The organism is Laspinema palackyanum D2c (assembly GCF_025370875.1).
Taxonomy (GTDB): domain Bacteria; phylum Cyanobacteriota; class Cyanobacteriia; order Cyanobacteriales; family Laspinemataceae; genus Laspinema; species Laspinema palackyanum.
Genome location: NZ_JAMXFD010000007.1, coordinates 72,930 through 98,048 on the forward strand (window position 1 = coordinate 72,930; position 25,119 = coordinate 98,048).

Here is a 25,119-nt window from a genome sequence, read left to right on the forward strand (position 1 = left end):
CTGAATAGCACCAAATGGTTCAGGACGTAACGTAATGACCCCAACCTTTACAACAAGTAAATATTACAAAATAACAGCTAAAAAAAACTCTGCTAGGAAACACTTTATTAATGGGGGTTGAGGTAGACTAAGCCGGACAGTCGCCCGTCCAACTTAATCTACATCAACCCCTTATACTCATGATGTGCGTGGATGTCTCAACCCGCCAAGGGCTACAGGGTTGCCTAAAATCAGCCACTGGCCCGAGGGGCACAATGCGAGTCGGATTGAGTTCGGGTAATCCCACATAATAGAGGCGTTTTACATGGTCAATATTACAAACCGATGACACCCTGGGATATTGGTACAAAGCTCGACAATAATCCCAGAGGTGAGGAAAATCAACCAGCCGCTTTAGATTGCACTTGAACAGCCCATAATAGGCGGAATCAAATCGAAATAGGGTGGTAAATAAACACCAATCGGCTAGGGTAACTTCGTCGCCGCAAAGGTACCGTTGCTTAGATAGCAATTGCTCCCAGGTCTCTAAGGCTTGAAACAACTGTGTTACAGCTTCTTCGTAGGCTGATTGGGAAGCAGCAAAGCCCGATCGATAGACACCGTTGTTAATCGGTTGATAGATTTGGTCTATGACGCGATCAATGGTTTCCTGAAGCTCCAATGGATAAAAGTCAACAGAATTTGCACCCAAGTCATCAAATGCAGAATTAAACATCTGAATAATTTGGCGAGATTCATTATTGACGATTTGATTCGTCTGTTTGTCCCACAATACAGGTACAGTCACTCTGCCGGTATAATTGGGTGCAGACTTGACATAAACCTGCCACAGGTATTCAGCCTGATTCACCGTATCACGAATGCATCCTGAATAATCAGAAAACTGCCAGCCCTGGTCACTAATTACCGGATCGACGATCGATAGCCCAATAATATTTTCCAGTCCTTTGAGTTTCCATAACAATGCGGTACGATGTGCCCAAGGACAACCTAATGAAATGTACAGGTGATAACGTCCAGCGACAGCGGGAAAATCGCTCGATCCATCAACCGTCACCCAATTATGAAACTGGGTAGACATCCGCTTAAAGTTCCCATTCTCATCTTGTTCCGTCCAATCGGTGGACCATTTTCCGTTAACTAATTGACCTAATGACATAGTTCCTCTCAGTGAAAATTTAGTGATGTGAAGGCATAGGCGGCCATGCTGAAAGCGCCATAGGTGTAACTCTGGTGGAGTTGAATCCCTTTCGCTTGCGATCCTGCTGCCCCCAATGCGACAAATAGGGGCAAAAGATGTTCTTCAGTGGGGTGATTCTCGTGGGCGTAGGGTGCGAGTTGACGATACTGCATCAAGCGTTGCCAGTCCTGTTGGGCGATCGCTTCCCTTAGCCATACATCAAACTGCTGAACCCAGGAGGGTGGTGCCGCATCATACTGGGCGCTAAAAGCATGAAGATTATGGGTGGCACTCCCACTGCCAATGATCAGCACACCTTCCTGCCGTAAGGGTTCTAATGCTTGTCCTAGTTGCCAATGGTAGGTGGCATCCCGATAATACTGAATTGATAGTTGCACTACGGGAATATCTGCGGCTGGGTAGGCTACCATCAGTGGGGTCCAAGTCCCGTGGTCAAACCCACGGGCTGAATCGGTTTGGCAGGGAATACCAGCCTGCTTGAGCAAGGTGACAACGCGATCGCCTAGTTCCGGTGACCCTGGTGCTGGATAGTTGAGTTTGTACAGGGCCGCTGGAAATCCTGAAAAATCATGAATTGTCCGAGGGGCAACTGCTGTACTCACCGTGGGCATTGCCGAATACCAATGAGCCGAAATGACCAAGATTGCTTTGGGTTTTGGAAAATGTTGATGGAGCGATTTCAGAAATGCTGTTACAGCGCCATCTTGAAGGGGTAAATCCGGTGCCCCGTGGGAAATAAAGAGCGTTGGCAAGCTGTCCATGACAATCATGATTATGTAGGAGAACTATGGAGACTGTTGGCGTTTTAACTATTTTTGGGTAGGCCGTTGCAGTTAACCGATCTGCTCCAATGGGTTTTATTTGGCTTACTTTTAGGATTCTCTAGGTCCGTTTGCGTGGCAAAATTTCACCCATTGCCCAAGCTCCATTTCCTAGCAAAAATTGCACTAAACAAGCGATCGCAAAAAATGCCGGAAATTCCCAGCCCCCACCCTGATTGGTAAACAACCAGCCATTACCACCATGCACTTTGAACGTTGCTACTAGCAGAATCGGGAACAAACCTAACGCAATCCAGCGGCTGTAAATCCCCGCTATCAGAAATAGTCCCCCTACAATCTCAGCTAAAGCCACAGGTGCAGCCATAAAACCTGGAAGTCCCATTGTGGTAAAAAATTGCGCCGTTCCGGGTAGCGTAAAGACCACCACTTTCAAGAATCCATGCGCTAGGAACAATAGCCCCAAACTCACCCGTAAGAGCGTAATGCCATACAATGCTGTCTCTATTTCAAGGGCGGGTTTCGTCAAACGTTGCGATCGCGATTGAGTAACGACTGGGACAGGATCAAGAACCGTAATCTTCATCATTTCCTCCTGAGTAGAATAGTTCTAATTAGAAACATTGGGCAGACGACGATTGATTTAGAGCGTAATCTCGACATTCTTAGGGCTATTCAGTTCTAAGGCGACAGGTTGAAATGATGTACCCTTATGCCCCCCATCGCAATAGGGCAAGTTTTTAGACAACCCACAACTACAAAGCCAATGGGTTCCAGCATCTAGGCGCACTGCAACTGGTTTCTGGGAATTAGAGTGGGTCATTGTGATTTTCTCCTTAGTTTGAAATCAGACAGTTCTAGTTAGAACTATCTTAGCTAGTCGAAGTGGATCTGTCAACCTCAAGCGGCAAAGTTATTTCTGAAAGGCTTGCCTGAGTTGCACGAGGAGGTTGGTGAGAACCTCTACCTCTGTGGGTTGGAGGAGATCGAAGCGTTCTTTAAGATGAGCTATGTGGCTAGGGAAAGACTGCTCAAAGAGCTCCTGTCCCTGATCTGTTAATTGCACAATAACGTTACGACGATTGTCTTGTGGGACTTCACGGATGACGAGTTGTTTTTTGATGAGGCGATCGATGACACCCGTTAAAGTACCTTTGGTAATCAACGTTTTCTCCCCAATTTCACCCATGCTGAGTCCGTTGGTATTACCCAAGGTAGCAATCACATCAAACTGAGCAGGGGTTAAATCAAATTGTCGAACGTGCGCCTCAGAGTAAGAGGAAAACGCCTGATAGGTCCGAACGAGTTCCCGCATCGCGGGCAAAAAAGACGCTTTCGCAGCTTGAATCGTTGATTTTTCGGGCATGGATATGGATACCTGGATGCAGAATAGAACTATTCTAGTTAGTAATATATTGTAACCCAATCATTTGCTACTCAGTCAATTCTTGGCGATTCCCTTACTTCACCTTGAAGATCGGTACAACTATTAATAGACTGAAAATTTCCGCCTAGACCCAAACTTACTACTTATGCAGATGATTTCCGCATAATACGCTACTTAGACTGCATAGCCAGATGCTTTCCGCCTCTGAAACCCTTACCCTGTGACCTTTCTAAAATCTGTCATGATGCTGACAAAGCATCTATACTGGGCAGCAATCCTAGCCTCAATATTAGTCAGAGCAAGCAATTTTTAGCCCACATCCCTGCTGGTGAATCAAGTCAACAAACCCTAAATACGCAAATTGCCAAAGTGAATCAAACCACCTTAATGAACTTCATTCCCACCCGACCTCTGGAAGAAATTGCCCGGGAATACATTGAGGGATTTTGGCAACTCTACGATCCCCAACGCTATTTAGACCGCACCTACCGCCATTTTATGATCATGGGTAAACCCCGGAATCCGGTAATGCGTCGAATGAACTGGCCGACCATTCGCGCATTTTTAACCATTTGCTGGCGGCAAGGAATAGTTCGTCCCACCCGGTGGAAATTCTGGCTTTATTTGGTTAATATTCTCCGCCATAATCCCCGGGTCGTGGATCATTATTTGGCGCTGTGCGGACTCTTTGAACATTTCAGCGAATATCGAACCATTGTTCGAGACCCAATTGAAAGTCAACTGGGTGAATATTTAGCAGAACAAAAGCGGATTGAAGCTTATGAATCTGAACGAGAAGAGTCGGCTGTAGCTTAATTTCAATTACCAAACTGGGTGCGTGACTCCTGCTTACGCACCTGAGACTTGTCTATTTTTTCCTTAGCGGTCCTCTGGATTTAGCTGAACCATTGCCCAAGTGGTATAAGTACCAATCGGACTCCAAATCATATAAGGAATTAATAAAACCACCGCCCAAGTTGAAATCGACCAAACACTTAAGGCTAACAAATAGCTGAGTAATCCTCCAGTCGCGCCAATAATTGTCCCCACGGTGAGACTTCGCAATTTACACATCACTGCGGTATAAGAAATGGTGACCATTTCTAAGATTAAATAAAACCCCATTAAAACCCAAGTCAGTTGACTTCCCGGGTCGGCTTCCCAAACCAAATAAGCGGACCAACCGCCACAGATAAAAATGACCGTCCAAATGATGGGAATAGCCTTTTCAAAGGTCAACCATCGGGGACGCTGCAACCGATTAAACCAGCGAATATCTGACCCAGTTAAGGCACTACCCAGACCCGCCACCAAAGTGCCGATCGCCGCAATCACCATCCAAGACTTAATCATAAATCCCCATCTCCATATCATCCCATATTTTCCCCTCCAGTATATCCTGAATTTTCAGTTCGTCATGACTACTCCCCCCATCCTCCCCATTTCGTAGTAACGACTTCAGTCGTTATTTTCCTTTATTAGTAAAAAACCCCCCCATCCTCCCTAGTTCGTAGTAACGACTTCAGTCGTTAGTTCCCCTTATTAGTAAAAAACCCATAATCCTCCCCAGTTCGTAGTAACGACTTCAGTCGTTATCCCATTTCCCCAAGTTATCCTTTACATTAAAAATTTTATCCCAGAGAATACAGCCAACCATCCCGGGCGCAAATTCTAACAATTCCATCCCAAACAATGGGGGTAGCTTCAAAAGAGATCCCCGGTAAAAAATGTTCCAATTGTTCTACCTTTAACCGATAAAACTCTCCCCGTTGATTCCGGACCGCATTCATGCGATCACCCTGAGTCTCTTCAAACTGTAAATCAAACAAATACACCCCATTATATCCGGCGGCAATCAGTTTATTCCCTTCCGTAAAAATTGGCGTAGAAATCGAACCCCCAATATTCATTTTAAATAAAATCAAAGGCGTTTCATAGTCTTTATTCAACCAAGGTCCTTTAACCTTTTGACCTGTGACTTCAGTTTGCGACCCAATATAAAGATAACCATCAATCGCACTGGTAGCAAATAAAGCCGGAAATTCTCCACTCGGATTATATTCATCATTGAGGGCAACCGACCCAATAATTCCCCCCTCCCATCCACTAAAATTGCGATTCCCTGTGGGAAAAAACCACTGAACTGCATTCTCTTCGGGTTGGGTTGGGTCAAGTTTAAACACTCCCCCTTTGCCGGGAATATATTGCCGTTCTATGGCACAAAAAAGTTTGTTTTCCTTAGAAATAACCACGCTACCATCAATATCAGACCCGGTGAAGAAATCCCAGACAATTTTTTGGGTTTCTAGGTTAATGCCATAGATATGACCAGAACCTGAAGCTATAAAAATTTGATTTCCGAGTCGGGCGGGGGAAGATTCGGTGACGAGATTACCTCCTTGTCGGCGACTATCCTCGGCTTCATAGAGTTGAACTTCGCCTAAAATTTCAGGTTGAAGAATGCCGGATTTGAGGGTAGCAGCATCGGTGGCACTATTCAGAAAATACCCGATGCTATTTTCTCCGACATTGAATAAGACTCCATTGCCTAAATCTAAGGCACTGCTATCATTATCCCGGCTATAACTGGCGGTTTTTCTAATATCGAGTTTCCAGAGTTCTTTGCCCGTTCTAAAGGAAATGGCGCGAAAGCTGGGGAGAGGACCTGAAGAGGCAAGGGAATTTTGAATGCCTAACCGACTGCCTTGTAAGATGACGATGCGATTTTCTTCGGAGGCTTTTTCATCGATATAAAGACTGGAACTCCCTTTAATGACATCATCAAACTGATAGCGCCATAAGACTTCGTTGGTGGCAATATCAATTTTTCTTAAGCTGTGATCATAAGCGCCAATGGTGAGATAAACTTTGCCTTGGTCTCGGGTGAGGGTGGGTTGTCCGGTCCATCCGGCACCACTCCAGGTGCGCCAGGAGGTGCCGACTCGGGTTCTGCCGGTTCCGAGGGCAAATTTATCGAGGAGATTTAATTTTTGGGGAGTTCCTCTGCCATAAAATCTCCGGTAGTCGTTACCGAGAAAGGTGGGGATTAATAATTCAGTGTCGAGGGAGAGTCCGGCGATCGCCTCGTTGACGGTTTTAGTAACAGTGGGTAACAGATTCCTCGGAGGTACAGTCGGGGTGGGGGTGCGACATCCTTGTAAAATGGGCGGCAGTGAAGAACCCATTAAAAAGAGAAGCGCGTTTTTGTTGAAGGTTCGCCGGTTCAAAGTCATGGGTAAAACAGTTACAATTTACAAGGGTTGGACCGATCGCCAGGGAACGAAACCATCAGCCAAAAGTGGGACTGTGACATTGACTCATCCCAGGACGATCGCAATGTCTAGGTGACTCCGTTGCGATGAAAATTGACCCAGGCAATATCATCGTACCTGAAATTCCGAGGCGAGCGCCCCAGGAAATGGAACTGCTAGGGTCTAGCAACGTCTACAAATTCTATATTTTGAGTGAATATTGTGAGTCCATACCGCGAGAGTTAAAGGCATGAAACCACAGAGGTTATTATTGAGTATTGTCACTGCTGGGGCGATCGCCACCTCGGGTCTGGTGACTCCTCCTTTCTCCACCGTTGCCACCGCCTTTAGTGCCGATGAACAAACCAGCATCAATGTCTACCAACAGGCGAGTCCTTCGGTGGTGACAATCCGCGTAGGCAGAGGTGCAGGGTCTGGAAGTATTATCAGTGCTGATGGCCTCGTTTTAACTAATGATCATGTGGTGAGTTCGGCGCGTAATGGCAGAGTGGAGGTGCTCACCAGTACGGGACAGACTTACACCGGGGATGTGATTGCCACCGATCGCCGCAATGATTTAGCCTTAGTTCGACTCAGAACCAGCGATCGCCTGCCTGCGTTACGGATAGCGAGTCGAGAGGGGATCCAAGTCGGTCAACGGGTTTATGCGATCGGCAGTCCCTTTGGACTCTCCGGAACCTTTACCACCGGAATTCTCAGCCGAATTGCTGATAATGGGGACTTACAAACCGATGCCGCCATCAATCCCGGGAATTCCGGCGGTCCTTTGCTCAATTCCAATGGAGAACTCATTGGGGTCAATAAAGCGATTTTAAGCCCCAATCGTGGGGGTAATATAGGGATTGGATTTGCAACGAGTGCGACAGTTGCCCAGGACTTTATCGCCGCTAATCGGTCGCGGACCGTGGCCCAAGGGCCTGATAGGACGCCAGCGCCTGAGTCAGGGCGATCGCGGTCCACTTCTCCCCCGCCTCGCTTAGGGGTGGAGGTGAATGCGGGTTTAGTGATTCAGTCTGTAGAACGGGGGTCTCCTGCCGCGCAAATTGGGTTACGGGCCGGCGATCGCCTGTTAGGAGTGAATGGCACTCGGTTACAGCGGATCGAGCAACTGCTGGCGTTTTTAAATACCCGTCCGAATTCCGCAGTGTTCACCATCAGTCGAGGACGGCGAGTGGCCAATGTGCGCGTCAATTTTTAAGGGGCCACTGCCCGGACAATTTCGCTTCAACGAATAAAACCCCAGCATTTTGCTGAGGTTTGGTTGTGATGTTTTAAGGTGAGGAGAGGGGCCGAGGAATTTTCCCCTGCCGAGAACAGTATTTTAGAAGTAGCGGATCATCAGGGGCACTAAAGCTTCCATCGTTTGTCCCGTAACGCGATCGCGGACCCGGGCTTGACGGAAGGCGGTGCGTCCAGTATAGGAGAAAATACTCCGGGAACTCATATCGCCAATTAATTCAACTAATTCATAACGGCCATCGGAACTGCTGTCGGGGGTGATAATATTCCCCCGAGAGGCGACACCCCCAGTGCGATCGAGAATTACTGGCAAAGAGCGAATCACCGGATAGGTCACACCTTCGTAGGTAATCATTCGTTCGGTCAGGGCTGCAAGGGGTCTTTGAGCCGATGCCGCTTGCGGGAAGCTGAAACCCGAGGCTAGGACCAGTCCCATACCCAATAAAAGGGCTTGAAGTTTGGCGGAATTTTTCATGGATTTTAAGGGGAAAAGATAGACGAATAATTACAAAATAATCCCGCTTCGGCATTTAGCCAAATTGGGATGTTTCTTTTCTCGGGGATTGACCCCCAGGGGGTCGAAAAGGTTCCGAGGGATTGAGGAGACTCCATCCCATTGTGATAGGTCTGTCAAAATCCGTACTTTTCAAGATTCGGTTGGCTAATCATACGGGGTGTGCTACCCCCAAGCAACCTAGGACTAAAATCAGAAAGTCTGGAGACAGGATATCGCGGTTCCCACAGTTATACCAAATCCGGTTGTCTCAAGCTGGTTTGCTCTATAAGTGAAGCGTTGGCGGGCTAATTTAGCAAACGCTTGAGCCATTGAGTCGCGCTTCACATCCCTACCTCATGATTCTGGGAAACGCTCCAACTAGAATAATCATAATTCCCCTGACTCTGACAACCCCGAGTCACAGTGTTACAGTAAACAGAGATTAACATCACAGGAGGTAACGTGGAAGTCAAAGCCAAACTGACCCTAGAAGAATTTTTCGCTTTACCGGAAGGGGATATTACTTATGAATTGGTTGATGGAGAAGCTAAACCCAAAATGTCACCGAAACGATTTCATTCCAGATTAACGGGCATCCTGTTTCTACTGCTGACGCAATGGCATCAAAACCGGGGTGAGGTGGGAATTGAGTGGGCCATAAGGCTCAAACGCAAGGGCAAAGACTGGGCACCCATCCCGGATTTGCTGTATATTTCAGAGGCTCGCCTCTCTTGCGATCGCATCCTGGATGAACCCTGTCCCGTTCCTCCCGAATTAGCCATTGAAATTATTTCCCCAGACCAAAGTTTTGGCGAAATCAGTGGCAAGGCGATCGATTACTTAAATGCCGGAGTTTCTCGCATCTGGATTGTCGATGCTCAAGTCAAAACCATAACCATTTTCTATCCCGATTCTCCTCCTGAAACCAAACGCGGGGATGAAGTTATTACCGATGAATTATTGCCCGGATTAGAATTCACTCCCACCCAGATTTTTGATGATGCTAAAATTCCTTAATCCCCGGAAAAATTGGTAGAAATTTAGCAATTTAGGGGTTATCCACGCCATCCCCCTCGCCCAATTCACCTCATCCACTGCCAACCCTTGATCCAGGGTAATCCCTCGGACTCAGAGGCCCTATTCTGAAATTTTTACTCCGGACCTACCATAAACCGTTTAAAATAAAATTAAATAGTGTGTAGATTTGTATCAAGTTCGGATTAAGAAACTCATGGCCCCTGCTGTTTTAATCGAAAACCTGCAAAAGCGCTACGGAAGCGTTGAAGCGGTTAAAGACGTCTCGTTCCAAATTGATCCCGGTGAAATCTTCGGGCTGTTGGGTCCCAATGGTGCAGGCAAAACCACCACCATTCGCTGTTTATGCAGTCTCGTCACTCCCGATGCCGGTCGTCTGGAGGTTTCTGGCATTGATGTAGTGGCAAACCCTAAATTGGCCCGCACTAAGCTGGGTTATGTGGCCCAGGAAGTGGCTTTAGATAAGGTACTGACAGGTCGCGAACTGTTGGAATTGCAAGCGGCATTATATCATATTCCCAAATCTTTGGCAAGAGATAGAATTAAGACGGTCCTGGATTTATTGGGATTGGACGAATGGGCCGATCGCCAAACAGGGAAATATTCTGGGGGTCTCAAGAAGCGGCTGGATTTGGCCGCAGGATTATTGCACCAACCGGATGTTTTAGTCTTGGATGAACCCACGGTGGGATTGGATATTGAGACTCGGATGGCCGTGTGGGGATTCCTGCGACAGTTGCGCGAAAATGGGACAACAGTTTTGATTACCAGTCATTATCTGGAAGAAATTGATGCCTTGGCCGATCGCGTGGCAATTATCGATCGCGGTCAAGTGATTGATAGTGACACTCCCTCTGCTTTAAAGGATAAAGTCGGAGGCGATCGCATTACCCTCCGGATCCGGGAATTCTCGCCAATGGAAGAGGCGCAACAAGCCAAATCTTTACTCGAACCTCTGCCCTTTGTAGAAGAAATTATCATCAACAATGCCCAAGGAAATTCCCTGAATTTGGTGGTGAAATCTCAAAGTGATGCCCTATTAACCATTCAGCAAGCCTTACGAGATGCCGGTTTACCCACCTTCGGAATTGCCCAATCTCGACCCAGTTTAGATGATGTTTATCTCACCGCCACGGGTCGCACCCTGTTAGATGCAGAAATCGCCGCAGCAGGAACGCGGGACCCGAAAAAGGAACGCAAACAGAATATGCGATAACATTCAGTCCCGCTACATCAGTCCCGCTACATCAGTCCCACTTGGGTTTTTACCCTTCTAATTCAACTGCAAAAAATACCATAAACAATCAGATTATGAGTCAAACCGTTACACCAAATCCAACTACAGCCTTAAGTAAACCCGGGATTGAGATTCCTGCCAGTAACCCCATCGGGGAATTTACTCAGGAAACCTTGGCCCTGACCAAACGGCTGTTTATTCAATTAAAACGCCGTCCCTCTAGCTTAATTGCTGGGGTGATTCAGCCGTTGATGTGGTTGATTCTCTTCGGCGCTTTGTTTCAAAATGCTCCTCAAGGAATGTTTGGCGAGAGTGTGAATTATGCCCAATTTTTAGGGGCAGGGGTAATAGTGTTTACCGCCTTTTCTGGGGCGTTAAATGCGGGATTGCCGATTATGTTTGATCGCGAATTTGGGTTTCTGAATCGTCTCCTGGTTGCCCCTCTCTCAACTCGGTTTTCGATTGTGGTAGCTTCAGCAATTTATATTTTGCTGTTGAGCTTAATTCAAACGGCGGTGATTGTGATTGCCGGGGCTTTTATGGGGGCTGGATTACCGGGGGGATTAGGATTAGGGGCGATCGCCTTTATTACCTTGCTGCTGGTTTTAGGCGTCACCGGATTGAGTCTGGGATTAGCCTTTGCCTTACCGGGACATATCGAACTGTTGGCGGTGATTTTCGTGATTAACTTGCCACTATTGTTTGCCAGTACCGCATTAGCGCCGCTTTCCTTTATGCCGAAATGGTTGCAAGTGGTGGCAACCTTGAATCCCCTGAGTTATGCGATCGAACCGATTCGCTATCTGTATCTACATTCTGACTGGACCCTTGGCAGTATCGTCATGCAGGCCCCTTGGGGAGAAGTCAGCTTTGGCGGTGCATTGGGAATCCTTGCCGGATTTGCAGCAGTGGCATTATTGAGCATTCAACCCCTACTCCGGAGAACTTTTGCTTAGTAGAATGGTCGGTATAATCAATGGTTCACCTGACAACCCTATGAAATCGAAGTTCACTTTGAAGGCAACTGCTCGAATTTCACTCGGAACCCTGGCGGCGATCGCCATGACTGCCGTAATGTTACCTGAGTCTGCGACAGCAGAAGAAACCAACCGCGCCAGTGATTTACTAGAACCCCAAATTCAGCTTCAAAAAAATCCCTTTGAATCAACCTCTGGAGATGGGCAGCAGATGAATGTATTGGATCTCATTCATCGTGCTCAATTCGGAACCACCCGCAGTATGCAGGAATTTAATCTCCAGCAACAGCAAAGTATCAATGATGCAGCAGCGGATTTCCGTTCCCGACAATTGGAAATGCTGCATAATTCTGAAGCGGGAATCTCTGAAGAAGCCATCCCCAACTCAGATTTAACTCCTGGGGGTACTCCTTAACTAAGTTTAGTTTAGGAATCCGTAATAAACGCTGATGGATTCAGTTCCATCGGCGTTTATTTTTGTCCGAAGTTAGGCAGAACTCTTATCCCTCATTCAGGCAATTTATGCGGGGGAATTAAGCGCCAATTCTAAACGGTTTGCTAAATCAATAATGTCATCTTTTCTAGGAATTTCATCGAGCCAGTGGCTAGGAATAGCAGCAAATCCATATTCAATTCCAGCCAAGCCGCCTGTAACCGCTGCGGTTGTATCGGTATCATCTCCTAAATTAACGGCGGTTAATACGGCTTCGGCATAAGAAGAGGTATTTAACCAGGACCATAATGCAGCCTCTAGGGTATGAACAACATAGCCACTGGATTTAATTTCCTCCATCGGATAATTGGCAATTTTCCCGCTCAATACCCGGTTAAAATGAGACATTTCCCTGGAATAGGCGGGGGTTTGATAAATCCCTGTAACTTTTTCGATTCCTTGTAAATACGCAGATTTGCGATCGCATCCGGCCAACAATTGGGTTGCAATACTCACATAAATTCCACAAGCCATTTGGGCGCGGGGATGGCCGTGAGTGATGCAAGATACTTCATGTACCCGCTGAATTAAATCTGCAAACTCTACCGTTTGATGATAAAATACTAGAGGCAAAATTCGCATTAACGAGCCATTACCATTATTCCGTTCCGAGGAACCTCCAGCCTGAACCGGGGGAATGCCTCTTTTGAGCCGATCAATGGCGTTAATCGTCGTCATTCCCATGTCAAATGCATGACCATGCGGTGTCCAAAACCCCTCCTCTGACCACTTGATAAAAGAATCGGCGATCGCCTCTAGGGAAAATCCGCCACACATTGACTCCGCCAAGCAAAATGTCAGCGAACTATCATCGGACCACAGAGAATAACGGCTCATTCCGGTTACTGGATCCTTGACTCGTTCCTCTCGACTAATAAATTGTACTGGAAAGCCAAGTGCATCACCAATGCAGACACCCATTAACCCGGATAATACCTGGGAACTCGACTCTAACATCAGATTAACCCTTCAACAGTGATACTCCCCAAATGTACATCAATAGCTGTGAGAACTGCTATATTACCAGTAAGGACAAGGCACTGCCCTGTCCCTATGGTTAAATGCAAAACTTTTTTCGGGAAATCTCTTACAGAAGTGAGGAGTAATTAAGCCGATCGCACTTGCGCCAAGACTAACCCAAACCAATTGTTTGGATCGGTCCAAGTTTTCACCGTACTCAACCCTTGTGCTTGCAAATACTGCCGCATTTCGTCTAAATCAAATTTCCGAGAAATTTCCGTGAGGATGGTTTCTTCCGGTTCAAATTCAACGGTTAAATCCAAAGCGCGCAGTTGCACGGTTTGGGTTCGCCGACTTCTCAAGTGCATTTCAATTTGATGTTGTTCTTGGTTATAAAATGCCCAATGCTCAAACTGATCTGGTTTAAAATTACCATCAAAGCGCCAATTCAAATGATGCAACACATTTTGATTAAATTCGGCAGTTACCCCTTGAGCATCGTTATAAGCCGGTTCTAAAATGGTAGGAGATTTATGCAGGTCAATTCCTAACAAAAAATATTCCCCAACTTTGAGGGCCTGAACAATATCTGCAAAAAAGCGATCGCATTCTTCGGGGTTCAAATTTCCCAAGGTACTGCCTAAAAAGCAAAGGGTGCGGGTAGGCAGAATCGCCGGAGTCAAATTAGCTAGGGCTAATTCATAAGTGCTGACTAACCCATGCACCTGCAATGAGGGATAATCTAATAATAACTGGTTGGCGCTACTTTCCAAAATTCCCCCACTGACATCAATCGGCAAATAGCGCAGGGGATATCCGAGATTTTCGTAAGCATCTAACAGAATTCGGGTTTTGGTGGAACTGCCACTGCCGAGTTCTACAATTTCGCTTGAACCTGTAATTTGGGCAATTTCTGCGGAACAATCCTGCAAAATTGCCGCTTCAGTCCGAGTAGGATAATATTCAGGTAATTCGCAGATTTGCTCAAATAAATGAGACCCGCGATCGTCATAAAAATAGCGAGGAGAAAGGGTTTTTTGCGTCTGGGTTAACCCCTCAATGACATCAGAACCGTTATCGATTTCTGTGGAAGAAAGGGTGGGGCTGACTAATCGTTCTAGCCGCAAGCGTTCCGATAGAATAGCGGGTTCAAAGTCCAGCCGGGTGGCTAACTCTGGGGGATCAGACGGTTTGGCAAATTTCATCCGTATTTTTTAGGTGTGAGGCATAAACAAATCCGGGTCGCGGTTCTATCAGCTATCTCATTGCTTATGAGACTGAATAGAATCGCGATCGCCGTTCTTATATTGTCTCATTGTCTGCGAAAACCGGGCGGAAAAGTTCCTGCTTTAGGAATAAATTTCCTCACTAATCGCGAACTCTAATTAATCGGATAGATTTGCATAATTCCTATTAATCACTTCCCCCAGCACAGCGAAATCCTGCTAAAATCTGCCGCATCCAAGGATGATACCAGTTACGGAAACTGGCGCGCATCGCCCAAGGACGAGTCGCCCAACTGCTGCCGCGTAAGACGCGATGCTGTTGGTCAAAATAGGTTTGGGAGTATCCGGGATAGGGATAGGGTTTAAATCCGGGATAGGGGGCAAACCAACTAGAGGTCCATTCCCAGACATTTCCCATCATGTCATAACATCCGTAGGCGCTAACACCTTGGGGATAGCAATTAACGGGGGTTGTTTGAGCGTGTTGATTATCATGATTGCAGCGATCGCCCGTCGGAAATTCATCCCCCCAAGGATAGATGCGCTGGGTCTGGGTCACTGGGTCCCAACAGGCCGCTTTTTCCCATTCCGCTTCCGAGGGGAGTCGTTTCCCCACAAATCTTGCATACGCTTCCGCTTCATAGTAACTAACGCCACAGACGGGATGATGATTAAACGCCGGTTCCTCCCGCCAATACAGCGGTTGAGTCACTTGTGCGCCTTGTAACCACTCCCAACCCGCCTTAGACCACCAATCCCGAGTTTGATATCCTCCGCATTGTATAAATTGCCGATATTGTTCACAGGTGACGGGATAGGGGTCAATAGTGTAATCCGGCAGGTACAATTGTTGGGGGGATTGCTCGTTATCTAGGGCATCAGGTCCATCGTTTCCGAACCAAAACTCTCCGGCAGGAATAGGGACAGCGTGAGTGGGCAATTTTGAAGCATCGCCGATCGCCTCCTCTCCTTTTCCCATCGCCCATTTCTGCAATTGCAAAATAAAGGCAATGGTTTCTGTATGCTGACTTTCATGTTGCAGGATAAACCGCCAAATTCGCTCTTGTTTTTCCAAGTCAGCGGTTTTTAAATACGCGAAAACCTGCGATCGCACCGCCGAAATATAATCCAAAATCTCCGGCAATGGCGGCAACTCAACTCGTTGATGTTTCGGCAATCCATCCTGTGCCATCAGTTGCCGATACTGGGGAAATAAAGGCGGCATTCCTGCACCGCGTTCCAGCAACCATAATCCTTCCGTAAATCCAATATGTCCTAAGTGCCAACCCACCGGACTAAAATCGGGATGGACTTGACAGCGAAAGGTTGCGTCATCCATCGATTCAAAAAGCTTGAGGGTACCCAGGCGACATTGAACCATCGATTCGCGGAGTTCCTCTCTCACTGCCGCAGGGTCACGGAGTACCCCAGAGGCGATCGCCTTAGATTTGATGGATATTGATGTCAAGGTTCTCCCCCACCGTAATAATACTTTCTTCAGGACATTTATGCCAATCTCCCTCGAACAAAGGTTCCGAGGCAATCATCACTGAGTCGGGAAAGTTCGGATCATCCCGTAACCAGTACAAAGTCGGTGCACCTGTCTGATGAGCAAAGCGTGAGGCAACCAATTGATGTCCGTCGGTAATGATAAAATTCGCCGAAAATTTCACCCCTTCGGGTCTAGCAAGTTCCGTTAAAATGGTTAAGGTACTGTGCAATGCTGAAGTGAGGGGGGGATGCGCTTGCCGGTGATGATCTGCCGTGACATCTAAAAGGGAGAGAAATAGGGCAAAAATATGTTCCGTGTCCGTCGTCCCGCCAATTTGCTGGTAAATATCATCCTCTAGCTTGTTGCGAATTGGACGATACAGGGTTTTGCGGAAGTTGTCGATAAACCCGTTATGCACCGCCATAATCCGGCGATCGCCAAAAGGCGGACAATTGCTCAACGTTACATCCTGTCCGGCAGTCGCACTACGGACACATCCGAGGAAGGTTCCGGTTTCAATATACCGACTCAAATGCGGCAGGTTCGTATCATTCCAAATCGGCAGCAGATTTTTGTAGGTAAAGGGGTCAACGTCCCGGTCGGGATCATACCATCCGATGCCAAACCCATCCGCGTTGACGACTCCAGAAGTCATCTCTCGGGGTTCATAGCTTTGCGCCACTAGGGAATGCTCAGGTTTTAGGAGTAGGCGATCGAGTTGAATCGGTCGGCCTAAATAGGCAAGTAAACGACACATAGTAAATTTTGTATTTGACTCTGTAAAATTATAGAGCAAATCAGTCCCGGGTGAAGCGAAAACTTTCCTCGGGTGACTCAAAACGCTTGTAAAGAAGACAGGCAACCTACACAGTTCCATGAAGTATATTGTTTTGTTTGTCATTTTGGGGACCGGACTGCTCACCCTGGGAGAGCAATTAGGCGGATTCGGATGGGTGTTCGCCTGGTTAGGTCTTGATTTTTTAATTGTGGCTGCCGCTTATCTAAAACTGGGGTATAAAATTTTTGGCAAGCGCTCAACCGATGGACAATTGGCAACCCCTTCCGTTGTCTTATTATTCCCTTACCTGTTATTTTGTTGGGGGTTTTGGCATCTACAGCGCCGATTTTTGAGAGAAGACTGTTATAATTATATTGCCCCGGGTTTGTGGATGGGCAGACGGGCTTTTGTGGATGAGTTACCCGCAGATATTAGTTTATTAGTGGATTTAACCGCTGAATTTCCTGAACCCAAAGGGGCGCTAGAGGGGAAAGACTATCTTTGTTTACCCACGTTAGATGCTCATGTTCCCGATGAGGGAGAATTTCGCGCCTTAGTCCAAAAAATTGCCGATTGGCCGGGAAATGTTTACATCCACTGTGCGATTGGACATGGGCGATCGGCCACCGTCGCGGCTGCGGTTTTGATGGCCCGAGGATTGGCAACCAATGCTCAGGAAGCGGAAGCGATGTTAAAGAAAGCGCGACCCTGGATTAAGTTAAATCAAGCCCAGCGTCAGTTATTAGAAACCGTTGTGTTTTAATTCTGGAATACAGAATTTACGCAAGCTTTAACATTAAACCCTAAATGTAGAGGCGATTCGCTTTCTCGCCTCTACATAGTCTGAGAATATACTGATCAGGGGAAAGGTCTTGAAGTGCGTCAGGCTTAAAAATTAAGATTTTTCTCCCCCAGATTACCCCGTGATGACCCAACTCGGGGAAGTTTAATGGACTAATGAAGTAAATACTTAATTCTCCTAATTCATGAATCCCCCAATGGAGATTTAATTGTTTCTAAATCGGTTATTTTATGGCGGTCTAAAAATATGTCAACATTTAATGGTAATCCGGCGTCTATGCTATTTATTAGAACAGAAACAGGAGTCAATGCTTTATGAAATCTGAAAGAATTCTTTTTTCATTGGTGTTAATGGGGTTGATTGGATTAATCGCCCCTTTAGGGGGACTGAATGCTGCCGAAGTGACGCGGCAAGGGTTAGGCGTAGAGTCGGCCACCTTGATGGCTAAGGGCGATCGCGAGTTGGATCTGGATAATGTCCCCAGATCGGTGCAAAGTGCGGTGATTAGTGACCTGTCGCGCCGCCAAAATATCCCCGAACGACAAATCCGGATTACGGAAGCAACCCGCCAAACTTGGCCGGATTCCTGCCTCGGTTTGTCGGGACCGAACGAATTCTGCTCTCAAGTGCGAACCGATGGTTGGCGGATGGTGCTCACGGAAAATAACAATCGGTGGGTGTATCGCACCGATGAAAACGGTCGAACGGTTCGGTTAGAATCGGGACAGAATGCAGCAAGTACAGAGTTACCGAGATCGGTCTCCGATGCTGTCTTACAAGCAGTTTCCAGTCGGGCGCGGATGTCTATCAATAACTTTCGGATTGTCAAAGCGGTGCGCCAGACTTGGCCCGATGGCTGTCTGGGGGTTCCCCAATCCGGGTTTATGTGTACACAAGCCCTGGTTGAGGGGTGGGAAGTGACCGTGATCAGCGATCGCGCTGCGGGTCAACGGTGGATTTATCGCACCGATAACTCGGGTCGTACTGTTATTTTATCCGAAGCTTACGATGGTCGATCCAGCCTACCGCGATTGGGTCCTAATACTGTCTTACAAACGGGTACAAACCGACCTCTCACGAATTCCGCCCAAATTCCAACTCACGAAATGCCCGGTCCGTTAACCCAGGGAATCATCTTCCGGGCCATTTCCACTGGGGGAATCACCGGACAGACTTATGAAACGGTCCTGATGAATAATGGTACATTAATGCAGGTCTTACAAGGACCGGGCAATGCCAATGATTCCGGGCGGCGAGTGGGTCGGATTTCGCCCCGAGAAGTGCAGGAGTTTCGCCGGTTGCTTTCCCAGCAGCAATTCGATCGCTATAACGGATTGAATGTATCTCAGTCTGGGGGGAGTGCGGACTATATCACAGTTACCCTTTCTAGCCGTTCGAGTACGATTCGCTATGCTGATATTAGCCAACAACAGCTACCCTCCAATTTACAGCCGGTGATTCAATCATGGAATCGAATTGTGAGTCAAATTGGACGGTAAAGGGTCCGATAGGATAGAAAATTAAGTCCGATGAATTGAGATGAAAATGAGGCGGTTCAGGAGGAGTCGGAGTGACTGAGGACGAGGGTGAAGGATAAGTTATAAACCGGGTTTCTATTCTGATTATGTGATTAATTTCACCTAAATGGTTTCAAGAAATCCGGTATTTTTTCCGCCTTATTTCAGAGTGAATCAAGGGTTTAGAGTACCGAGATGGAAGAGGGTCCCTGGGATCTAAAACTGGGGCAAATTGAGTTCAGGTAGCCGGGGATACAAACGGGCAGAACGATTTGCGTATTAGCGCGATCGCGCTGCCCGTCTTGATTTATGGGACATATCCTGTTACAGTTGAAAATATACCCGTAGTGGGTTTTACATAAACGCCCGATCAATATTGGGGCGGGTTCGGATAAAACAGCGATCGCCAATTCCCTTCAATTACTCGGATCCCTGTAGCGAAAAGGATGGGTTGCAAGTGAGTTCTTGTGATTGGAAGTCACATTAAATGACAGGGGAAAGTCTTGGATTTAGGTCTGTGTGGTGGGATTATCCCGGAACTCGCCACCTCGCGATTGAAGTAGCGTTTGCGGAACTTACAGCCGGGGTGTTGTTGTCTAAATTGACATCTGAGGTTGAACTTGATCGCAGAAACTCCATTGTGATCTTGCCCCCAGGATGCCATGTGCAATCCGGGTTAATTCCAACAGGCATTTAGGCATCGCCAATAACGGAGCAGTGCTATGAACCACGACGAACAACGCCGTAAAAAACAGCCTAACCCGCTGGTACTCGCCGTCATGCTGACAGGTGTCTTACTCCTAGAAGTGCATCCCAAAGCCGCTTCTAGTGCGAGTGCAGTGAGCGATCCCATGGCGATCGCGGGTCAACTGGTGCGTAACACGCGCAATCTACTGCGTCAGACGATTGACCCGTACCGTCTCCCCGAGGCGGTGAGCCAAGCAGTGGAACAAGACATTTCCTACAAGCTGGGAATTCCCGCCTCTGAACTCTCCATTACTGACTACAGTCTGGAATCCCAGCCTCGTCAGTGTCAGGACAAGGCGGAACCCCCCGAGGATTGTACCGATACCAGCCTACAGCCGTGGCGAATTGTCGTCGCCGATCGCTGGGTGTATCGTAGCGATCCCCAGGGACAGACCCTGCAACTGGAAACCCCCGATGTGCCGGTTAGCTATCTCCCTGCTGAGGTTGCCAATGCAGTCCTAGAAGCCTCCGCCCGTCGTTCGGGGTTGGATCTTGCCGAGCTCAGCATTACCCAAATTCAGGTCCGGGATTGGCCGAATCTCTGCCTAGAGGTAGATGCTTCCGGTCAAAACTGTCATACAGGCACTGTCCCCGGTTGGCAGATTGCGATCGCCGCTGGTCCGAAACGTTTGGTTTATCACGTCGATCGCTCAGGGAAGGTCCTCTTATTCAATTCCGCCTTATCTTCAACCCTTGATCCTTTGGAGCAGCCCCATTTGCCCTCGGGTTTAGCAACCCTAGTCAAAGCTGACCTCACCGAAAAAGTCGGGATTTCACCGGATCAATTGGACATCGCAGAATATAGCCCCCAAACTTGGAGCGACAGTTGTCTAGGACTGCTCCATTCCCAAGCCGTCTGCGATCGCAACACTGTCAACGGCTGGCGAATCGTCCTCTCCAATGGTGGCACGCGCTGGGTTTATCGCACCGATGCCACCGGCAAAACCCTGGGATTAGAAACCTCAATTTCTGAACCTCTAAACCCTAAAAACTAACCCTTTAAAACCTAATTCAGACTGAATCTCTAACCTTAAACTTTCACTTCTTCCCCTGATCCCGTCTGCTAAACCCTGCAAAGGGAACCCTCCCCCAAAATAGTCCCGCTCGGAATTTACTCCGGAAGCGGGCCTATTTTTCTGAAATTTAAACCCATCCCAAGCCGAGGAGATTTTTCCGGCTCATCCCTTATGAACCCCTACAAAAAAGGGTTTCCGGACTCGGAAAACCTCCTCAAATAGTGCTAATCTAACGATCACAACAGGGGTATTTCATTTTTCGGAGTTCCCGGATTAATCTGCCTTTGCTCTGAGCCGCTTTACCTTTTAAACTAGGATATTCTATCCAGAAAGAAGCGCTTTCCTTCCCATCGACTCTTGGTGGTTAAATCCGTGAGGAAGGGCTTTCTGTGTCAAGGGAATCGAACTTCAGGAGGATTTTGCCATGTTACTGCCCCACAACCTGTCGATCGCCACCAGCTATTTGCTCTTGGGCCTCACGGGTTTGAGTCTTGCGGGATGTCAAAACTTAGGGTTGGGTTCATCCGGGGATCTCAGGGTTGATCAGCCGGTGCGGTTGATCGCAGAAGTCGATCGCCAAGCCGTCTTCGTCAGTCTGCCCTCACCTCGAAGCAACCCGAACCCGAACTTTTCTGCCGAAGTTCTGGAAATCGACCTGAACGGGAAGAAGCGCCCCATTGAGGCAACCCGGAAGCAAATTACATATCTGGATTCGGTGACGGGGGAATCCAACCTGTTACATCTGTTGGGCTTCAATTGGGCTGGAACCCAACGCTGGATTTTTGATCCCCAGCATCCCTCCCCGCAATTCTGGCGCAATCCCCAAGACTCTTCATTGCTCTTGTTTCAACCTCAATCCAATCTGGGGGGCTTATATCTACTGGATACCAACACCCTGGAAGTGAAGGCGATCGGCAACCATCAGGCGCTACGGGAGATGATTGCCAAAACCAGAGCATTGCCCCCAACGCCCCCACCCCCCAATTGCAAGGAATCCGAGTGCGAGGCGGGGGCGAAAATTCTCTACTGGGCTTCTGCTCCCAATTGGTCCCCGGATGGCAGGATGATTGCCTTTACCTCGAATCGGGAAACTTTAGGCTCAGCTTCCGATATAAGTGTTTGGGTTTTGGATGTGGCAACGGGTAAGGCAACAAAAATCCTGGGCCGCCCTGGGGATAAATATCAGATTTTCGGATGGACCGCCCAAGGTCAAATTTTGGCTTGGGAGTATAGCCAATTGCCCAATTCATTGGTCGCCATCTCTCCCACCACGGGAGATCAGGAAGTTTTATTACAGGGTGAATATCTGGAATTTCTGGCCCTGAGCGATGACTACAAGACGTTGCTCTATGCCAGCCGCCCCTCGGGAGAAAGCTCTACAAGCAGCTTTGCTAAACTCTACGCCTTTTCAGTGGATACCCGAGAAAGTCAACTCCTGTTTGAAGAAACGCCCATCGAACGGTTATCTAGCATCCGCCCGGATTTCTCAGAACAAAGCGATCGCGTGGTGGCGGTCCTCAGCGATGTTGAAGGCGGTCACACCCTCTGGGTTTATGACTTACCTCGACAAATCAGCCAGCGGGTTTCCCTCCCCCCAGGTAAACGACTCTTTGCCACGGAACGCAAGCTAGAGTGGGCCGGAGACCGCTTGGTTGTTCCCCTGGAAGATGTCCAAACTCAGACATTTAGCACCCTGCTGATGGCGGTTGACTTGTAGGGTCCACCCTCTAAGTTCGGGGACAATTTTAAAGATTTCTTGAATCTACGGTTTTCCGGTCGGGATAAGCTTGTTTTTTCTCCAACCCTTTGATAGAATTCCTTCATACCTAGCAACTGGTTAGCTAAAAAATGAGCGTTCAGCCTCGACATTTACAGGGTTTGCAGACCCAACCTTCCCTGAGCAAAAGGTCAGCCCAATTAGAATCTCCTAGGGAAACCTTTTACTATTTCGCCTATGGTTCCTGTATGTGTCCGGTGGATTTAAAACGATCGCTGGGGGAACCCACCCATCCATACACGATCGGTCCGGCTACCCTCAAAGGCTATCGACTGCAATTTTCTGGATATTCAACCTTACGAAATTGCGGCGTTCTCGATGTCGTCAAAGACCCAACAGCCTCTGTCGAAGGCGTTCTCTATCAACTCCCTTGGCGGCTGTCCGATCGCCTGGATGAACGGGAAAAAGGCTATCATCGCGAGGCGATCGAAATCTTATCCGGTCACACCGTTTACCAGAATGTTCGCACTTATACCGTAGCCCATAAGCTCTCGCAAGAACTCCCCCCCAACGACTGGTATTTTCAAGTTGTCTTACGCGGGGCCGTCACCTGCGGACTCCCGGAATCCTACTGTTGGCATCTATTCAACTATATGCATCAGTTGCAAACCCGCCCCATTCAGAATACGCCGCTCAAAACTGCCGCAATTTCTACCCAGTTACTCGGATGAAAACAGCGCTTTTTTGGCGGGAAAATTGCCGAACTTTCTCATCTAAATCGCTCAATATATTTATTGCCCCATTCCACCCCTCAAAAAACCCGTTTTCTGTCACGAAAACGGGTGAGAAGTCGGGGTATTTTCAATCTCTACCACACCGGCCAAATACCCAAGTGATCACCTCACCTGGGCAGTGCGCTGTTCTAACGGAATCTCTATGCGATCGCCTGGTTTGGGGTCGAGCGCCCGCGTGGGAATCTGGTGCTTTGCCAACAACGAGCGAAAATCTTCAATCGTTCCTTGAGCGCGAATCACAGACATTAACAGTCCCTCAAATATCACATCCCCTCCCGCTGCTGTGGGTAGCATCACTTGGGGTTGCAGCATTCTAGCCAGTTCTAAAGCACTTTCTTTCCCCTTAATAATTGAACCCACCAGGGGTAGGGATAAATCCACAATTGGGGCGATCACCACATCAATGGGACCTTCATTTTTCAGGGTCGGAGAATGAGACCCGTGGGGTTCGTAATACAGACTCGTCCCCGTTGCTAAATCCCGGAGAATATAGGCATTTTCCACCACAAAAGGTCCGATGGGTGAACCGGGAATCGCCTTAATTTCCAGTTGATTTCCCAAGCAAAAACTTTCCCCATGCGCCAGGGGGGTGATTTGAGTATAATTTAACTCCTGGACTATCTTAGCTGCATTGACCGAAGCCACAACGGGAATCTGGCGATCGAGTTGTTTTAAGGTGGGCGGATGAGCATGATCTTCCAAACCCTGGGACAGTAAAATCAAGTCGATATTGTCCGGGATGGAGCGTTCCCTGCGGCGAGCGCTTTTGAACAACCAAGGCTGGTTTCCAAATACTAATGGACCCACGAGCCACGGGTCGAGTAGAATCCGCTTAGAGGCTAATTCAATGAGCCACGAATTACTGTCTAACCAAGTCAAATACATAATCCGAACAATCTTATCTTATTGATAACGCCTGTCAATATTTTACGTCTTTGTTACAATTGCGGCTCAGATTTTTAGGAATTGCCTCGGGATAGGGACTTTCATCACATTGAGGCGACTGCAATAAAAGCACCCCTTTTTAAATCCTCGCCAATAGCGCCGAGGGAGGAGTTGGGTTGGGGTAGTCAGTGGTGTTCTTTGTCTGTTGGCGATCGCCACCCATCACCCTCTAATCGGGCTATCAGAGAAAGGGGCGCTTCAGACCCAAATATTGATAAATGGAAACCCAGCTAGTCAATTATACGTTCTACCCTGTCCCGAGTGACCCAAAGGGGAGGACTGAACCAACCACCTCTGCTCCCCCGAATCCATAGCCCTTTTCTTCTGCGTGATCCCTGCTCAAAAAGATGGGATCCCTGATGGGTTTTCCCCTAATTTTTTTCGGGCGATCGCCTAGGTGCAAGAACGCTCATAGAGCAATGGTTTTCGGGCGGGGGTCCTGAAAAATTCTCTGAATTTAGGACTCAAATCACAGAGGGAGGGAGCTTTAAATCACAAATTAACTTGATAAAATACCCGATACTTGGGATAATAAAGTTAAAGAAATCATTACGTTTTCACGAGGGGAGAAAATGGTAATTCAGGGAAATTTCTACAAATTGACAATTTCAGAAATTTTTTGTCAAATCTGGCGCTCCGGAAAAATCACTTACCTAGAACGCTGGGGGTTGATGAGCGCGCTACTCAAGGATTCACTCACGGAAGATGAAATGGACGCCATCAACCGCCTGCTTCATGCAGTCCGGCGTGGATGGTTACGAGTTGAAGAGTAAACCCCCGTGGGCCAGGGTCAGTTGTCATTCATGCCGCGATCGTCCAGATGAAGCTTGGTTAAACAGTAATCTGGGATCCCTCTAAAAACACATCAATTTTGGGCTTGAAACGATTCGTTAGAAGGAGAGCCAGATCGGGTTTCTCCAGTTTCTGAGGTATATTTTGGATTTTTTTACAACCTAAACCCCCCCATGATGCGCCGGTAGAGAGAAAGCGCTCCTGACTTCATCGCCGA

General features: G+C 47.8%; 25 protein-coding genes. 12 read left to right on the top strand and 13 right to left on the bottom strand.

Features of this window, described 5'->3' with window-relative positions:
• Positions 1-163: 163 nt before the first annotated feature.
• From NG795_RS11135 to NG795_RS11155, 5 genes are all read right to left on the bottom strand, one after another.
• On the bottom strand, positions 164-1,159 hold the full coding sequence (locus NG795_RS11135; protein ID WP_367288743.1) for a glutathione S-transferase family protein: 996 nt from the start codon (positions 1,157-1,159) through the stop codon (positions 164-166).
• Positions 1,160-1,167: 8 nt separating this feature from the next.
• Complete coding sequence (locus tag NG795_RS11140) at positions 1,168-1,962, bottom strand: DODA-type extradiol aromatic ring-opening family dioxygenase (protein WP_367288744.1); 795 nt, start codon at positions 1,960-1,962, stop codon at positions 1,168-1,170.
• A gap of 121 nt (positions 1,963-2,083) precedes the next feature.
• Positions 2,084-2,569 (bottom strand): DoxX family protein, encoded by a 486-nt coding sequence (locus tag NG795_RS11145; RefSeq protein WP_367288745.1) that lies wholly within the window; start codon positions 2,567-2,569, stop codon positions 2,084-2,086.
• 54 nt (positions 2,570-2,623) lie between these two features.
• Entirely contained in the window at positions 2,624-2,803 is a 180-nt protein-coding gene (locus tag NG795_RS11150) for a CDGSH iron-sulfur domain-containing protein (RefSeq protein ID WP_367288746.1), read from the bottom strand.
• A 90-nt stretch (positions 2,804-2,893) separates the two neighbouring features.
• On the bottom strand, positions 2,894-3,346 hold the full coding sequence (locus NG795_RS11155) for a MarR family winged helix-turn-helix transcriptional regulator (protein WP_367288747.1): 453 nt from the start codon (positions 3,344-3,346) through the stop codon (positions 2,894-2,896).
• A gap of 390 nt (positions 3,347-3,736) precedes the next feature.
• Here NG795_RS11155 and NG795_RS11160 point away from each other — a divergent pair, with 390 nt between their 5' ends.
• Positions 3,737-4,183 (top strand): DUF4070 domain-containing protein, encoded by a 447-nt coding sequence (locus NG795_RS11160; protein WP_367288748.1) that lies wholly within the window; start codon positions 3,737-3,739, stop codon positions 4,181-4,183.
• A gap of 63 nt (positions 4,184-4,246) precedes the next feature.
• Here the strand turns inward: NG795_RS11160 and NG795_RS11165 are convergent, their stop codons facing one another.
• Both NG795_RS11165 and NG795_RS11170 read right to left on the bottom strand, forming a co-directional pair.
• A complete protein-coding gene (locus NG795_RS11165; RefSeq protein ID WP_367288749.1) occupies positions 4,247-4,720 on the bottom strand; it encodes a TspO/MBR family protein in 474 nt (157 codons plus the stop codon).
• Between the two features lie 278 nt (positions 4,721-4,998).
• Positions 4,999-6,600 (bottom strand): outer membrane protein assembly factor BamB family protein, encoded by a 1,602-nt coding sequence (locus NG795_RS11170; protein WP_367288750.1) that lies wholly within the window; start codon positions 6,598-6,600, stop codon positions 4,999-5,001.
• A gap of 268 nt (positions 6,601-6,868) precedes the next feature.
• On the opposite strand from NG795_RS11170, the gene NG795_RS11175 reads away from it, so the two are divergent.
• Positions 6,869-7,837: a S1C family serine protease gene (locus NG795_RS11175; RefSeq protein WP_367288751.1), complete on the top strand. Its 969-nt coding sequence runs from the start codon at positions 6,869-6,871 to the stop codon at positions 7,835-7,837.
• 123 nt (positions 7,838-7,960) lie between these two features.
• Here NG795_RS11175 and NG795_RS11180 read toward each other — a convergent pair whose 3' ends face one another.
• Positions 7,961-8,353, bottom strand: a complete 393-nt coding sequence (locus tag NG795_RS11180) for a hypothetical protein (protein WP_367288752.1) — start codon at positions 8,351-8,353, stop codon at positions 7,961-7,963.
• Positions 8,354-8,836: 483 nt separating this feature from the next.
• Here NG795_RS11180 and NG795_RS11185 point away from each other — a divergent pair, with 483 nt between their 5' ends.
• The 4 genes from NG795_RS11185 (at position 8,837) to NG795_RS11200 (ending at position 12,038) form a co-directional block, all read left to right on the top strand.
• Positions 8,837-9,391, top strand: a complete 555-nt coding sequence (locus tag NG795_RS11185; protein ID WP_367288753.1) for a Uma2 family endonuclease — start codon at positions 8,837-8,839, stop codon at positions 9,389-9,391.
• Between the two features lie 214 nt (positions 9,392-9,605).
• Entirely contained in the window at positions 9,606-10,625 is a 1,020-nt protein-coding gene (locus NG795_RS11190; RefSeq protein ID WP_367288754.1) for an ABC transporter ATP-binding protein, read from the top strand.
• A 95-nt stretch (positions 10,626-10,720) separates the two neighbouring features.
• Positions 10,721-11,602: an ABC transporter permease gene (locus tag NG795_RS11195; protein WP_367288755.1), complete on the top strand. Its 882-nt coding sequence runs from the start codon at positions 10,721-10,723 to the stop codon at positions 11,600-11,602.
• 40 nt (positions 11,603-11,642) lie between these two features.
• The gene (locus tag NG795_RS11200; RefSeq protein WP_367288756.1) at positions 11,643-12,038 is read left to right on the top strand and encodes a hypothetical protein; all 396 of its coding nucleotides are present in this window, start codon (positions 11,643-11,645) and stop codon (positions 12,036-12,038) included.
• 105 nt (positions 12,039-12,143) lie between these two features.
• On the opposite strand, the gene NG795_RS11205 is transcribed toward NG795_RS11200, so the two are convergent.
• The 4 genes from NG795_RS11205 to egtC form a co-directional block, all read right to left on the bottom strand.
• Entirely contained in the window at positions 12,144-13,073 is a 930-nt protein-coding gene (locus tag NG795_RS11205; protein WP_367288757.1) for an ADP-ribosylglycohydrolase family protein, read from the bottom strand.
• Positions 13,074-13,222: 149 nt separating this feature from the next.
• Positions 13,223-14,281: an L-histidine N(alpha)-methyltransferase gene (gene egtD / locus NG795_RS11210; RefSeq protein WP_367288758.1), complete on the bottom strand. Its 1,059-nt coding sequence runs from the start codon at positions 14,279-14,281 to the stop codon at positions 13,223-13,225.
• 208 nt (positions 14,282-14,489) lie between these two features.
• On the bottom strand, positions 14,490-15,770 hold the full coding sequence (locus tag NG795_RS11215) for an SUMF1/EgtB/PvdO family nonheme iron enzyme (RefSeq protein WP_367288759.1): 1,281 nt from the start codon (positions 15,768-15,770) through the stop codon (positions 14,490-14,492).
• Complete coding sequence (gene egtC, locus NG795_RS11220; protein WP_367288760.1) at positions 15,745-16,551, bottom strand: ergothioneine biosynthesis protein EgtC; 807 nt, start codon at positions 16,549-16,551, stop codon at positions 15,745-15,747. The genes NG795_RS11215 and egtC overlap by 26 nt, the downstream gene beginning before the upstream one ends.
• 118 nt (positions 16,552-16,669) lie before the next feature.
• Here egtC and NG795_RS11225 point away from each other — a divergent pair, with 118 nt between their 5' ends.
• The 5 genes from NG795_RS11225 to NG795_RS11245 all read left to right on the top strand — a co-directional run bounded on the left by NG795_RS11225 (position 16,670) and on the right by NG795_RS11245 (position 23,102).
• Complete coding sequence (locus tag NG795_RS11225; RefSeq protein WP_367288761.1) at positions 16,670-17,335, top strand: dual specificity protein phosphatase family protein; 666 nt, start codon at positions 16,670-16,672, stop codon at positions 17,333-17,335.
• Between the two features lie 353 nt (positions 17,336-17,688).
• The gene (locus NG795_RS11230) at positions 17,689-18,873 is read left to right on the top strand and encodes a DUF8738 domain-containing protein (protein WP_367288762.1); all 1,185 of its coding nucleotides are present in this window, start codon (positions 17,689-17,691) and stop codon (positions 18,871-18,873) included.
• Positions 18,874-19,613: 740 nt separating this feature from the next.
• Positions 19,614-20,633 carry a DUF8738 domain-containing protein gene (locus NG795_RS11235; protein WP_367288763.1) on the top strand — a complete coding sequence of 340 codons (1,020 nt, stop codon included), beginning with the start codon at positions 19,614-19,616 and terminating at the stop codon, positions 20,631-20,633.
• 445 nt (positions 20,634-21,078) lie between these two features.
• A complete protein-coding gene (locus NG795_RS11240) occupies positions 21,079-22,371 on the top strand; it encodes a TolB family protein (RefSeq protein WP_367288764.1) in 1,293 nt (430 codons plus the stop codon).
• Positions 22,372-22,502: 131 nt separating this feature from the next.
• Entirely contained in the window at positions 22,503-23,102 is a 600-nt protein-coding gene (locus NG795_RS11245) for a gamma-glutamylcyclotransferase (RefSeq protein WP_367288765.1), read from the top strand.
• A 165-nt stretch (positions 23,103-23,267) separates the two neighbouring features.
• Here the strand turns inward: NG795_RS11245 and NG795_RS11250 are convergent, their stop codons facing one another.
• A complete protein-coding gene (locus NG795_RS11250) occupies positions 23,268-24,050 on the bottom strand; it encodes an MBL fold metallo-hydrolase (RefSeq protein WP_367288766.1) in 783 nt (260 codons plus the stop codon).
• Between the two features lie 632 nt (positions 24,051-24,682).
• On the opposite strand from NG795_RS11250, the gene NG795_RS11255 reads away from it, so the two are divergent.
• Positions 24,683-24,883 (top strand): hypothetical protein, encoded by a 201-nt coding sequence (locus NG795_RS11255; RefSeq protein ID WP_207088410.1) that lies wholly within the window; start codon positions 24,683-24,685, stop codon positions 24,881-24,883.
• The last annotated feature ends 236 nt before the right edge of the window (positions 24,884-25,119 follow it).

Coding starts and splice junctions, on each gene's coding strand:
- NG795_RS11135 (WP_367288743.1), bottom strand. CDS start 1,159: ATGTCATTAGGTCAATTAGTTAACGGAAAATGGTCCACCGATTGGACG.
- NG795_RS11140 (WP_367288744.1), bottom strand. CDS start 1,962: ATGGACAGCTTGCCAACGCTCTTTATTTCCCACGGGGCACCGGATTTA.
- NG795_RS11145 (WP_367288745.1), bottom strand. CDS start 2,569: ATGATGAAGATTACGGTTCTTGATCCTGTCCCAGTCGTTACTCAATCG.
- NG795_RS11150 (WP_367288746.1), bottom strand. CDS start 2,803: ATGACCCACTCTAATTCCCAGAAACCAGTTGCAGTGCGCCTAGATGCT.
- NG795_RS11155 (WP_367288747.1), bottom strand. CDS start 3,346: ATGCCCGAAAAATCAACGATTCAAGCTGCGAAAGCGTCTTTTTTGCCC.
- NG795_RS11165 (WP_367288749.1), bottom strand. CDS start 4,720: ATGATTAAGTCTTGGATGGTGATTGCGGCGATCGGCACTTTGGTGGCG.
- NG795_RS11170 (WP_367288750.1), bottom strand. CDS start 6,600: ATGACTTTGAACCGGCGAACCTTCAACAAAAACGCGCTTCTCTTTTTA.
- NG795_RS11175 (WP_367288751.1), top strand. CDS start 6,869: ATGAAACCACAGAGGTTATTATTGAGTATTGTCACTGCTGGGGCGATC.
- NG795_RS11180 (WP_367288752.1), bottom strand. CDS start 8,353: ATGAAAAATTCCGCCAAACTTCAAGCCCTTTTATTGGGTATGGGACTG.
- NG795_RS11190 (WP_367288754.1), top strand. CDS start 9,606: ATGGCCCCTGCTGTTTTAATCGAAAACCTGCAAAAGCGCTACGGAAGC.
- NG795_RS11195 (WP_367288755.1), top strand. CDS start 10,721: ATGAGTCAAACCGTTACACCAAATCCAACTACAGCCTTAAGTAAACCC.
- NG795_RS11200 (WP_367288756.1), top strand. CDS start 11,643: ATGAAATCGAAGTTCACTTTGAAGGCAACTGCTCGAATTTCACTCGGA.
- NG795_RS11205 (WP_367288757.1), bottom strand. CDS start 13,073: ATGTTAGAGTCGAGTTCCCAGGTATTATCCGGGTTAATGGGTGTCTGC.
- egtD (WP_367288758.1), bottom strand. CDS start 14,281: ATGAAATTTGCCAAACCGTCTGATCCCCCAGAGTTAGCCACCCGGCTG.
- egtC (WP_367288760.1), bottom strand. CDS start 16,551: ATGTGTCGTTTACTTGCCTATTTAGGCCGACCGATTCAACTCGATCGC.
- NG795_RS11225 (WP_367288761.1), top strand. CDS start 16,670: ATGAAGTATATTGTTTTGTTTGTCATTTTGGGGACCGGACTGCTCACC.
- NG795_RS11230 (WP_367288762.1), top strand. CDS start 17,689: ATGAAATCTGAAAGAATTCTTTTTTCATTGGTGTTAATGGGGTTGATT.
- NG795_RS11235 (WP_367288763.1), top strand. CDS start 19,614: ATGAACCACGACGAACAACGCCGTAAAAAACAGCCTAACCCGCTGGTA.
- NG795_RS11240 (WP_367288764.1), top strand. CDS start 21,079: ATGTTACTGCCCCACAACCTGTCGATCGCCACCAGCTATTTGCTCTTG.
- NG795_RS11245 (WP_367288765.1), top strand. CDS start 22,503: ATGAGCGTTCAGCCTCGACATTTACAGGGTTTGCAGACCCAACCTTCC.
- NG795_RS11250 (WP_367288766.1), bottom strand. CDS start 24,050: ATGTATTTGACTTGGTTAGACAGTAATTCGTGGCTCATTGAATTAGCC.
- NG795_RS11255 (WP_207088410.1), top strand. CDS start 24,683: ATGGTAATTCAGGGAAATTTCTACAAATTGACAATTTCAGAAATTTTT.